Origin of the sequence: Duganella sp. HH101 (assembly GCF_001758795.1) — a bacterium.
Taxonomy (GTDB): Bacteria; Pseudomonadota; Gammaproteobacteria; order Burkholderiales; family Burkholderiaceae_D; genus Rugamonas; species Rugamonas rivuli.
This window is the reverse complement of sequence record NZ_LRON01000009.1, coordinates 219,452-231,350: the sequence shown is the minus strand read 5'-3', so window position 1 is coordinate 231,350 and position 11,899 is coordinate 219,452. Positions and strand designations below refer to the sequence as shown.

Here is an 11,899-nt window from a genome sequence, read left to right as displayed (position 1 = left end):
CACGCAATAAAGCTCAGTTTGCCGATTCGGCAATGCCGGGCCCGGGCGGCCGTCCGGCGATCAGGCGCTCGATCTCCGCCAGCAGCACTTCGAAGCGGATCGGCTTCTTGAAGAAAGTATCGTAGGGCAGCTCGACATCCTTGCGCGGAATACCGGCGCTGGCCAGGATGAAGGGGATGGCGCGCAGCGCCGGATCGGCGCGCCAGCGCAGGCACAGCGCGGCGCCGTCCATCACCGGCATCATGTAGTCGGACACCACGATGTCCGGCCGCTCGGCCGCGGCGGCCGCCAGCGCCAATTCGCCGTTGGCGGCGGTGCGGACGCGATAGCCGTGATACTCGAACAGCATGGTGTACGCCGACAGCACGTCGAACTCGTCGTCGACCACCAGGATCAGCTTGCCGTCCGGGTTGGCGTCCATGATTGCGGAGGTGTCGCTCATCATGCCGGCCTACAGCGTCGGACCGGGGCTAACGGCGCCGCCGACGGCGCCTTCGATGCTCATGCCCTGGTCGGTGATGAGCAGGATATGGTTGGCCGCGTCGTAGCTGTTTTCGCGCAGCTTGAGCACGCCGATCTGGCGCCGGTTGACGCCGTTCACATCGACGTAGCGCAGCAGGATGATGTTCTCGAACAGCATCGACGCCGAGATCTCTCCGTGCGGCAAGCCCTGGCCGAAGTAGGGCAGTTCCTGCGTGAAGAAGGTGGTCACGTTGCGGCAGCGCAGTTCGTTGACGAAGGCCGCCAGGAAGGAGCGCGAACGGCCCTCGTGCAGCACGATCTCGCGCAGGCCGTCCAGGCCGTCGACCAGCAGCCGGGACACGCTCCGTTGCTCGACCTGGCGCAGCACCTGCTGCGCCAGGCTGTCGACCAGCACTTCGAGCGGCGGGTGCCAGATCAGCTGCAGCGCGCCGCTGTCGTAATACGGTTTGAGATGGATGCCGACGCTGCCGGCTTTCTCGATCAGCCGCTGCGGCGACTCGTAGAAGCCGACGATCAGGCAATTCTCGCCGCGCTGCAGGCCGTCGTAAATGAAATGCAAACCCATCAAGGTCTTGCCGACGCCCGGATTGCCCAGCAGCGCCGTGGTCGAGCCCTTGGCGACGCCGCCGTTGGTCAGCCGGTCCCAGCCTTCGATGCCAAAGCCCAGCCGCTGGCGCGACGCCGACGGCGCCGCCCCGGACAGCGAGCTGACCGCCTCCAGCCGCGGATAGATGGCCACGCCATGCTCGCCGACCTCGAACACGTGGCGTCCCAGCAGGTGCTTGCTGCCGCGCAGCTTGAAGACCTTGATTTCGCGCACCAGTTGCAGGCCCTGTTCGTACTGGCTCAGTTCGATCAAGCCGTCGACCAGGGTGTTTTCCGAATCGGCCACGTTGCCCTCGGTGGGCGACAGCAGGAAGGTGGTGCATTCCATGGTCGACACCAGCGAGTTCAGCGACAGCATGAATTCGGACAGCGCGACGTCGGACGGCTTGGCGTCGCGCACGGTGCGGAAGCCGTCGATGATCATGATGTCGGGGCGTTGCTCGGCCAGCGTGTCGGCGATGGACTTGAGCAGCTGGCGCAGGCCGCCCTTGAGCAGCTCGCTGTAGGCGCCGAGGAAGACGATGCGGTCGCCGACCAGTTTCTCGTCGAAGAAGGAGAAACTGCTCAGGTGGTTGAGCATTTTGCCGTGGGTCTCGGCGATCAGGGTCAGGATCAGGACTTTCTTGCCCTCGATCGCGTGCTGGAAACCGATCTGGCAGGCCAGCGTGGTCTTGCCGCTGCCGGCCAGGCCCTGGATCAGGTACAGGCTGTGGGCGGGAAAGCCGCCGCCCAGAATATGGTCGAAACCGTCCACGCCGGTGCGCAGCAGGGGAATGCGCGGCGTGCTATGGGCGGTGCTGGAAGTCAAGGTCGTCATGTCCACTCTCACGGGGCTGTATGCGGCCGCAAATGTTGCAGTTGCAAAAAGCGCAATATTGCGCGTGCGGCGTACAAGCCGCACTGTAGCGTACCGGAAGGGATTGTAGAAGAACTATTGTTCCCCCGCTGTTCGCCAGCCCACACTCGCTTGTGCCAGCAGCCGTGGCAGTTCCGCGAGCAGCGCCTCGCGCGCCAGCACGCCGGCCGGCACGTCTTGCGGCTGCGTGCTGTCCTTTTGCAGCAGGTGCGCGAAGACGACGGTGCGCGCGCCGCGCGACGCCCAGCCGACGTACCAGCCGTAGCCGTCGGCGGCGCCGGTCTTGCCGTGCAGGCGCCAGCCGGCCAGTTCCTTGTCGACCGCGGTCAGGCGCCCGGTCATGTCGTAGGCGCGGGGGCTGACGGCCAATTGGCGGTTGACCAGCCGGTTCAGGAACGCCAGCTGTTGCAGCGGCGAGATCTTCAGCGACGAGCCTATCCACGACAGCGTCAGGCCGTCGTGTCCGGCGTCGCCCGAGACGTCGGCGTTGCCGTATCCGAATCGGCGGGTGTAGTCGGCGAAGCGCCGAGTACCGAGCGAGCGCGTGACCTGCTGCGAATACCATACCACCGATTCGCTCATCCAGCGGGCGGGATCGGCGGGCTGGCGCCAGCTGGGGCGCCAGTCGACATAGCCTGCGCGGAACGGCAGCGTGGGCGCGTGCTCGCTGTGCAGGAAGCCCGAGTCGTAGCCCATCAGGCTGATGGCGATTTTAAACGTCGACGCCGGCGTCACCTGGCGCTGGCAATCGCCGCGCTGGAACAGCGGCACACCGCCGCTGTCGGCCAGCGCCGTGCACACTTCGGCGCCGCGCGCGGCGGAAATCGAGACGACGCCGCACAGCGCCCCCATCATGATGTGGCGAAAATTCATAGGCTTCCTTCGGTGGGTTGAGGCGGATCTACAGGGCGTCCAGTTGCGCCGGCAGATCGCGCAGGAACGCGTCCCTGGTTCTGGGGCCGGCGGCGGAGCCGGCCTGTTTGTCGGCCAGTACCAGGCGGGAAAACACCACGGTGCGCCCATCCTTGGCGGCCCAGCCGACAAACCAGCCGTAGCTGTGCCGCGGGTCGTCGCTGCCGTCGGCCAGCACCGGCGAGGCGGTGCCGGTCTTGCCGTGGAGCTGCCAGCCGTTCGGCAAGGTGCCCAGTGCGGTGAGGCGGGCGGTCATGTCGTAGGCGTGGGCCGACAGCGGCAACTGCCGGTTGACGATCTTGCGCAGGAAGGCGGTCTGCTCGGTCGCCGATATCTTCAGGCTGGATTCGATCCAGGCCATGGCCAGGCCGTTGTCCTTGCCGGCGTCGCCGGAGACATCCCGGTTGCCGTAGCCGAAGCTGTTCACATAGTGCTGGAAGCGGCGCGCGCCGAGACCGGCCGTCACCTGCTGCGCGTACCACACGGTGGAATTGCGTATCCAGCTGGTCGGGTCGGTCGTGGCGCGCCAGTCGGGGTTCCAGTCGATATAGCCGGGCTTGAACGGCAGGCTGGGGGCGTGGGCGTCGCGCAGTATGCCGCTGTCATAGCCCATCAGGCTGACGGCGATGTTGAAGGTGGATGCCGGCGTGACCCGCTCGTCGCAAAGACCGTCGTGGACCAGCCGCTTGCCGCTGGCGGCATCGACCATTTCGGTGCAGCTGAAGGTGGCCGGCGTTGCCGCGTGCGCCGGCGTCGCGGCGCGGTCGGCCAGCGCGGGCTGGAATGCCAGGCTGGTGGCGAAGACGCCCGCCAGGCCGGTGATGGTGGCGGCGCGCGCCCACGGTCCGCGCGGCGTGGCGCCCGGTTCGCGGATCAGGCTGATGCGCGCGGCCACCGTGCGGGCGCAGACGCCGCCGAATGCCAGCGCGGTATTGGCCAGATGCGTGGCCGGATGCGTGGCCGGATGCGTGGCCGGATGCGGCTGCAGGCGCAGTTGCGCCACCAGCGCGGCCGCATACGCCTTGCGCTGCGCCGACGGACGATGGCGCAGCACATCGCGGTCGCAGCCGAGCTCCTGCGCCCATGCCAGGTTGTCGCGCAGCAGACGCATGAAAGGATTGAACCACAGCAGCGTTTGCAGCACGATGCCGGCGCTCATCCATTGCAAGTCGTGACGGCGCAGATGCGTGAGTTCGTGTTCGACGATCATCTGCTGCTGCCCGGGGTCGAAGCTGCGCAGGTGGCGCGGCAGCAGCAGGCGCGGGCGGAACCAGCCGAACAGCATCGGCGAGATCGGCGCATCGACTTCGATGACGGTGAGCGATGGCGGCCGCGTTGCGGCGGCGTCCAGGCCCGGATGCCGGCCCGCCAGGATCAGGCGCTCGCCGGTGGCGGCCAGGCCGTTCAGCGTGCGGTGCGCCTGCAGCACGCGGCCCGTGGTGTAGGCCAGCCCCAGCAAGTAGAGCGACAGCCAGGCTTGCGCGCCGCCGGTCAGCCAGGCGCGGTAGTCGGTTGGCGCATCGCCGCTATCGGCCACGGCGGCTGCCGGCGCAGGCGTGGCGGCATGGTCCGGCGCGGCAGCGGCGGCCAGCATGGTCTCGGGCAGTTCTATCGCTGGAAGCAGGCGCAGCCGCTCGCTGTGCGGCAGCAGGATGACCAGGAAGGTCGCGATGATGGTCATCTGGCCCAGCAGCCAGGTGGAGCGCTGCACGGCGACCTGGGGCAGGCAGCGGCGGCAAGCGGCCGTCAACGCCCACACCACCAGGCCGGCGGCCATGCAGCCCAGGCTGGCGAGCAGAAAACGGAAGAGCAGGAGGGTGGAAATGGCCATGCGGCGCCTTTGTGCGACAGATGTCACGCATTATGTGACACGTGTCGCAAGACGTCAAGAAGCTTTGTTGGCCGGCTTGGTCAGCCGATGAAGGAATCGAACTGCAGGTCGAACTCCTGCAGCGCCTTCTGGGCGTTCTGCATTTTCTTGCGGAACTCGGGGCCGCGTTGCAGCGCCAGGCCGACCGCCAGCACGTCGATCACCACCAGGTAGGCCAGGCGCGCCGAGATCGGCGTGTAGGGATCGATGTTGAAGATCAGGTCGATCGGGATCAGCACCGTCGCCAGGTCGGCCAGCGGCGTGCCGGATGGCGCCAGCACGATGACGTCGGCGCCGCCACGGCGCGCCAGCTTGATCGAGCGCACCAGCGACGGGCTGTTGCCGCGCTGCGAAATCGCCACCACGGCGTCGCCGGTGCGCAGCAGGGCGGCGGCGATGCTGTGGATGTGCGGGTCGGCGTAGGCCACCGTCGGCACGCCGGAACGGAAGAACTTGTGCTGCGCGTCCGCCGCCACGATGCCCGATGTGCCCTGGCCGTAGAACTCGATCTTGTTGGCCTTGGACAGGATGTCCAGCGCCTTCTGGATCGCTTCCGGGTCGAGGTTGTTGCGCAGGTCCAGCAGGGTGTTGATCGAACGGCTGCAGATCTTGTTGACCAGGTCTGCGGCCAGGTCGTCCTGGGTCGGCTGCTCGTTCAGGCCGGGCAGGGCCAGCGCCAGGCCCTGCGCCAGCTTGAGCTTGAACTCATGCCAGCCGTCGTAGCCCAGCGTGCGGCAAAAGCGCACCACGGTCGGCTCGGACACCTGCGCGCTCTTGGCGAGCGCCGTGATGTTCTGGCTGACCGTCTGGCCCGGATGATCGAGCACGGCCAGCGCGACCTTGCGCTCCGATTTGGAGAGCGAGTCGAGCTGGGTGCGGATGGAGTCTAAAAGCATTTAATCCTCAGGCAAGGCTTCTTCGCGCCACTGCAGGCCATCGCGGCCGATCAGTGCCGACGCGGCGGCAGGGCCCCACGTGCCGGAGGCGTAGGGAATCGGGAAGCTGTCGTCGGCTTCCCAGTTGTTCAGGATGGGCTCGACCCATTCCCACGCCGCTTCCAGCTCGTCGCCGCGCATGAACAGCGTCAGCTGGCCGCGCAGCACGTCGAGCAGCAGGCGCTCGTAGGCGTCCATGCGCGGCGATTTGAACGATTCGCGGAAGTCCAGTTCCAACTCGGCCTGCTTCAGGCGCATGCCGTCGCCCGGCGTTTTCGCCATCAGGTTCATGCGCAGGCCTTCGTCCGGCTGCAAACGAATGACCAGCGAGTTGGGCTGGAAGCTGTTGGTCGGCTGCGCGAAGATCGAATGCGGGATCTGCTTGAAGCGCACGACGATCTCGGCCAGGCCGTCGGCCATGCGCTTGCCGGTGCGCAGGTAGAACGGCACGCCGGCCCAGCGCCAGGTGTCGATCTCCGCCTTCATCGCCACGAAGGTCTCGGTGCGCGAATGTTCCGGCGCATCCGGTTCGTCGCGATAGCTCGGCACGGCCTTGCCGTCGACGTGGCCGGCGCGGTACTGGCCGCGCACGATGTTCTGCGCCAGCGTGGTCGGGGTGAATTTTTTCAGCGAACGCAGCACCTGCAATTTCGCATCGCGCACGGCGTCCGGCGCGATCGAGGTCGGCGGTTCCATGGCGACGATGCACAGCAGTTGCAGCAGGTGGTTTTGCAGCATGTCGCGCAGCGCGCCCGAGGTGTCGTAGTAACCCATGCGGTTGCCCACGCCCAGCTTCTCGGCGATGGTGATCTGCACGTCGGAGATCCACTCGCGGCGCCACAGCGGCTCGAACAGGATGTTACCGAAGCGCAGGGCCAGCAGATTCTGCACGGTCTCCTTGCCCAGGTAGTGGTCGATACGGTAGATCTGCGATTCCTCGAAGACCTTGCCCACTTCGGCGTTGATCTGCTTGGCCGAGGCCAGGTCGCGGCCCAGCGGTTTTTCCAGCACCACGCGCGAATTGGCCGTGACCAGGCCGTTGGCCTTCAGGTTCTCGCAGATCTGCGAGAAGATCGCCGGCGGCGTCGCCAGGTAGTAGACCTTGGTGATGGCGTCGTCCTTGCGCAGCGCCTCGACCAGCGTCTTGTAGCTGTCGGAGTCGGTGGCGTTGAGCGAGACGTAGACGATGCGGGCGGTGAACTTGGCCCAGGCGGCCGGCGTGACGGCCGGCGACTTGATGTGCGGTTTGGACGTGGTCTCTACCGTGTTGAGGAAGTCTTGCTGGCTGGCGTCGGCGCGGCCGACGCAGATGATGCGGGCGGTGGCCGGCAAGTCGTTGGCCACGTCGCGGGCGTACATCGCGGGCAGCAATTTGCGCATCGCCAGATCGCCGCTGCCGCCAAACAGAACCAGGTCAAAATCGGTAAGAGCCATAATTATTCGCAGTATGTAGAGTGCTGAAAGAGGGATGTCCAGTCGTGACCGTAAATTTACTACGCAAATTATCGTTTTGCAAGAAAATTTACTACAAATGCTGCGGTTGCAGCATATAGTTTATTCGATATACGCAGGCTCCGTGCGGCCGGCCACATCGACGCTGATCGCCAGCAGCTTGCCGCTGAGCGGATACTGTTCCAGTTCGGGCGCGGGGCGGGCGCCGGCGCTGGTGACGTACAGCGTGCGCAGGTCGGCGCCGCCGAAGGCCATCATGGTCGGGCAGCGCACCGGCAGCGCGATCTCGCCGATCAATTCGCCGGACGGCGACAGCTTGGCCAGGCGCGCGCCTTCGAACATCGCCACCCAGTAATTGCCTTCGCTGTCGACGGCGGCGCCGTCGGGACGGCCGCCGTAGTTGTGCTCCTTGTCCATCGAGAACTGGTGCAGCAGGCGCTGGTTGGAAGCGAGTCCGGTGGCGACGTCGAAGTCCAGCTTCGTGACGCGGTGGGCGCTGGTGTCGGCGTGGTACATGGCCGTGTAGTCCGGGCTGAAACCGAGGCCGTTGGAGTTGGTCATGCCGCCCGACCAGGCCTTGCGGATCGCGCCTTTTTCGAGCACGAACATCTCGGCGGCCGGCTTGTCGCGCGGCTCGTAGATGGTGCCGACCCAGAAGCGTCCGGCGCCGTCCACGTGGCCGTCGTTGAAGCGGGTGATGGCGGTGTCGTAGGGCGCGGCGGCGATTTCGGTCAGGCGCACTTCATCGCTGCCGGTGTCCAGGTGGGCGAAGCCGCTGCGCATGGCGACCACCAGGCCGCCCTGGTCGCTGACGGCCAGCGTGGCCGGTTCGCTGGAGAGCTTCCACGAACGGTGCGCGCCGCTGGCCGGATCGAGGCGGTGTACGGTGAAGGCGGGGATGTCGACCCAGTACAGCGCCTGCTCCTGCGCGTGCCACAGCGGGCACTCGCCGGTTTGCATGACGGCGTCGCAGGCTACTTCGATGTGTGGTGTTCTCATGGTCTTAGATGTGCTGTGCGGCTTTGGCCATGATGATCAGGCCATTGGTGGAACTGTCGTGGCGTTCCGGCTGGATGTCGCCGGTCAGCTCCGCGTGGATGTTCTTGGCCAGGACCTTGCCCAGCTCCACGCCCCATTGGTCGAAGCTGTTGACGTCCCAGATCACGCCCTGCACAAAGGTCTTGTGCTCGTACAGCGCGATCAGCGCGCCCAGCGTGGACGGCGTCAGCTGGTCCATCAGGATGGTGTTGGACGGACGGTTGCCGGGGAAGGTCTTGTGCGGCACCAGTTCGCCGATCTCGGCTTCGCTCAGCTTCTGCGCGGTCAGGTCGGCGCGCACTTCGGCGGCGGTCTTGCCGGTCATGAAGGCTTCCGATTGCGCGAAGCAGTTGGCCAGCAGCGAATCGTGGTGTCCCGCGAGGTCGTGCGTGGCGCGCAGCGCGGCGATGAAGTCGATCGGCGTGACGTCGGTGCCCTGGTGCAGCAGCTGGAAGTAAGCGTGCTGCGCATTGGTGCCGCATTCGCCCCACACCACCGGGCAGGTCGGCGTGTCGACTTCGGCGCCGGCGCGCGTGACGCGCTTGCCGTTGCTCTCCATGTCCAGCTGTTGCAGGTAGGCCGGGAAGCGGCTCAGGTCTTGGTGATACGGCGCGATCGACAGCGAGCCGGCGTTCAGGAACTGGCGGTTCCAGAAACCGATCATCGCCAGCAGCACCGGCATGTTTTGCTCCAGCGGCGCGGTGCGGAAGTGTTCGTCCATCGCATGCGCGCCGTCCAGGAAGGCCCTGAAGTAGCCGAAGCCCACCGCCAGCGCCACCGCCAGGCCGATCGCCGACCATACCGAATAACGGCCGCCGACCCAGTCCCAGAACGGGAACATATTGGCCGGATCGATGCCGAAGGCCTGCACTGCCGCGGTGTTGGTGGAGACGGCGACGAAGTGGCGCGCCAGGTCTTCTTCCTTGGCCGTTTGCAGGAACCAGGTGCGGGCGGTGCCGGCGTTGAGCATGGTCTCGGCGGTGACGAAGGTCTTGGAGGCGACGATGAACAGCGTGGTCTCCGGATTGACTTGCGCCAGCGCGGCGTCCATGTCATGGCCGTCGACGTTGGAGACGAAGTGCATCTTCAGGCGAGGGTGGGCGTAAGAGCGCAGCGCCAGCACGGCCATCTTCGGCCCCAGGTCGGAGCCGCCGATGCCGATGTTGACGACGTCGGTGATCGGCTTGCCGGTGTAGCCCAGCCAGGCGCCGCTGCGCACGCGGTCGGTGAAGTCCTTGATATGGTCCAGCACCGCGTGCACGTCGTGGGCGATGTCCTGGCCGTCGACGCTCAGCGCCTTGCCGCGCGGCATACGCAGCGCCGTGTGCAGCACTGCGCGATGTTCGGTAAGATTGATCTTTTCGCCGCCCAGCATGGCGTCGCGCTGGCGCTCCACGCCGCGTTCGCGGGCCAGGTCCAGCAGCAGGCCGATGGTGTCGGCGTCCAGGCGGTTCTTCGAATAATCAAGGAACAGGCCGGCCGCGTCCACCGTCAGTTTGGGGAAGCGCTGCGCGTCGGCGGCGAACAGCTGGCGCAGTTGCCAGTCTTTTGCATCGGCGGCGTGGGATTCGAGGGCGAGGAAGCTGGAAGTGGAGGTCAGTGCTGGCTGGCGCATAATCATTGGGCGTCGTTAGTCTGAGGGAGGGGATGCGTGAATGATACATGAAAAAGAGGTAAATTCACTACGGTTCCGTTAAAACTCTGCTTTCCGGGCTGCGCAGGGCGGGTGGCCAACAACCCCGGACGCGGGCGGGATAATAAAAGTAGGCTGAATTCGAAATTTTGTAGTAAAATTTCACGGAATTCATTCATAAGGAACGATCATGGCGTTGCATCCAGTCCTAGAAACCGTCACCGCACGCATCATCCAGCGCAGCAAGCCGTCGCGCGGCGCGTATCTGGCCCATCTTGAGGCCGCCCGCGTCAAGGGCGTCCAGCGCGGCGCGCTGGCCTGCACCAACCTGGCCCACGGCTTTGCCGCTTTCCCCGCCAACGACAAGCTGTCGCTGAAGGAACTCAAGAAGCCATCGGTGGCGATCGTCTCGGCCTACAACGACATGCTGTCGGCCCACCAGCCGTTCGAAGGCTATCCGGCGCTGATCAAGGACGCGGTGCGCGAGGTCGGCGCGGTCGCCCAGTTCGCCGGCGGCACGCCCGCCATGTGCGACGGCGTCACGCAAGGCCAGCCGGGCATGGAGCTGTCGCTGTTCTCGCGCGACGCCATCGCCATGTCGACCGCCATCGCGCTGTCGCACAATATGTTCGACGCCGCCGTCTACCTGGGCGTGTGCGACAAGATCGTCCCGGGCCTGCTGATCGGCGCGCTGCACTTCGGCCACCTGCCGGCGGTGTTCGTGCCGGCCGGCCCGATGACCACCGGCCTGTCCAACTCCGAGAAAGCCAAGATCCGCCAGCTGTACGCGCAGGGCAAAGTCGGCCGCGCCGAGCTGTTGGAAGGCGAATCGCAGTCCTACCACAGCGCCGGCACCTGCACCTTCTACGGCACCGCCAACAGCAACCAGATGCTGATGGAAGTGATGGGCCTGCACCTGCCGGGCGCCGCCTTCATCACCCCGAACACGCCGCTGCGCGACGAACTGACCAAGGCTGCCGCCCAGCGCGCCGCCGTCATCACCGCGCAATCGAAGGAATACCTGCCGGTCGGCCACGTGGTCGATGAGAAGTCCATCGTCAACGCCATCGTCGCGCTGCTGACCACCGGCGGTTCGACCAACCACACGCTGCACCTGGTGGCCATCGCCAAGGCGGCCGGCATCGTCATCGACTGGAACGACTTCGACGAGCTGTCGAAGGTGGTGCCGCTGCTGACGCGCATCTACCCGAACGGCAACGCCGACGTGAACCACTTCCACGCGGCGGGCGGCACCGGCTTCGTCATCCGCGAACTGCTGGATGGCGGCCTGCTGCACGACGACGTCACCACCATCCTGGGCAAGGGCCTGCGCGCGCATTGCGCCGAGCCGTTCCTGGGCGAAGGTGGCAAGGGCGTGGTCTGGAAGGATTCGCCGACCGAGTCGGGTGACGAAGCGGTGCTGCGCAAGATCAGCGCGCCGTTCTCGCCGGACGGCGGCACCGTGCTGGTACAGGGCAACCTGGGTCGCGCCGTGATGAAGGTTTCGGCCGTCAAGCCCGAGCACCAGACGGTGGAAGCGCCGGCGCTGGTGTTCAACTCGCAGGAAGATTTCATGGACGCCTACAAGGCCGGTACGCTGGACCGCGACTTCGTCGCCGTGCTGCGCTTCCAGGGCCCGCGCGCCAACGGCATGCCGGAACTGCACGCGCTGACCCCGGCGCTGGCCAACCTGCAGGACGCCGGCCGCCACGTGGCGCTGGTGACGGACGGCCGCATGTCGGGCGCGTCGGGCAAGGTGCCGGCGGCGATCCACGTGTCGCCGGAAATCCTGGCCGGCGGTCCGCTGGGTCTGGTGCGCGACGGCGACATCATCCGCGTTTGCGCCAAGAGCGGCACGCTGGAAGCGCTGGTCGAATCGAGCGTGTGGCATTCGCGCTCGCTGGCCACCGCCGACCTGACGCCGAACGGCGTCGGCATGGGCCGCGAGCTGTTCGCCATGTTCCGCAACAGCGTGTGCGAAGCGGAGAAGGGCGCGACCACTTTCGGGCTGCCGTCGCCGATCCCCACCACGGTGGGCCTGCATGACAAAGACCCGGTCGGCAACACCATGCCTGGTTCCGATGAAGATTACTCGATGAAGAAAGATGCGTAAA

Annotated in this window: 9 protein-coding genes and 1 pseudogene; 1 reads left to right on the top strand and 9 read right to left on the bottom strand. The window is 66.2% G+C overall.

Going from position 1 to position 11,899, the window contains the following annotated elements:
* Positions 1-13: 13 nt before the first annotated feature.
* From DUGA2_RS16750 to pgi, 9 genes and pseudogenes are all read right to left on the bottom strand, one after another.
* The gene (locus DUGA2_RS16750) at positions 14-445 is read right to left on the bottom strand and encodes a response regulator (RefSeq protein WP_229214704.1); all 432 of its coding nucleotides are present in this window, start codon (positions 443-445) and stop codon (positions 14-16) included.
* Positions 446-451: 6 nt separating this feature from the next.
* Entirely contained in the window at positions 452-1,906 is a 1,455-nt protein-coding gene (locus DUGA2_RS16745; protein WP_070270461.1) for an ATPase domain-containing protein, read from the bottom strand.
* Positions 1,907-2,020: 114 nt separating this feature from the next.
* The gene (gene blaOXA / locus DUGA2_RS16740; RefSeq protein ID WP_070270460.1) at positions 2,021-2,818 is read right to left on the bottom strand and encodes a class D beta-lactamase; all 798 of its coding nucleotides are present in this window, start codon (positions 2,816-2,818) and stop codon (positions 2,021-2,023) included.
* Positions 2,819-2,846: 28 nt separating this feature from the next.
* Positions 2,847-3,671 (bottom strand): class D beta-lactamase, encoded by an 825-nt coding sequence (blaOXA, locus tag DUGA2_RS35015; RefSeq protein WP_070270543.1) that lies wholly within the window; start codon positions 3,669-3,671, stop codon positions 2,847-2,849.
* A gap of 147 nt (positions 3,672-3,818) precedes the next feature.
* Positions 3,819-4,688 (bottom strand): annotated as a pseudogene (locus DUGA2_RS35010) (M56 family metallopeptidase); the annotation flags it as partial.
* A gap of 80 nt (positions 4,689-4,768) precedes the next feature.
* Positions 4,769-5,623, bottom strand: a complete 855-nt coding sequence (locus tag DUGA2_RS16730; protein ID WP_008451275.1) for an SIS domain-containing protein — start codon at positions 5,621-5,623, stop codon at positions 4,769-4,771.
* Positions 5,624-7,096 carry a glucose-6-phosphate dehydrogenase gene (gene zwf, locus DUGA2_RS16725; RefSeq protein WP_070270458.1) on the bottom strand — a complete coding sequence of 491 codons (1,473 nt, stop codon included), beginning with the start codon at positions 7,094-7,096 and terminating at the stop codon, positions 5,624-5,626.
* Positions 7,097-7,216: 120 nt separating this feature from the next.
* On the bottom strand, positions 7,217-8,113 hold the full coding sequence (locus DUGA2_RS16720; protein ID WP_070270456.1) for an SMP-30/gluconolactonase/LRE family protein: 897 nt from the start codon (positions 8,111-8,113) through the stop codon (positions 7,217-7,219).
* 4 nt (positions 8,114-8,117) lie between these two features.
* The gene (pgi, locus tag DUGA2_RS16715; RefSeq protein ID WP_070270541.1) at positions 8,118-9,767 is read right to left on the bottom strand and encodes a glucose-6-phosphate isomerase; all 1,650 of its coding nucleotides are present in this window, start codon (positions 9,765-9,767) and stop codon (positions 8,118-8,120) included.
* Positions 9,768-9,975: 208 nt separating this feature from the next.
* Between pgi and edd the strand changes: the two genes are divergently transcribed.
* Positions 9,976-11,898: a phosphogluconate dehydratase gene (gene edd / locus DUGA2_RS16710; protein WP_070270454.1), complete on the top strand. Its 1,923-nt coding sequence runs from the start codon at positions 9,976-9,978 to the stop codon at positions 11,896-11,898.
* Position 11,899: the final 1 nt, after the last annotated feature.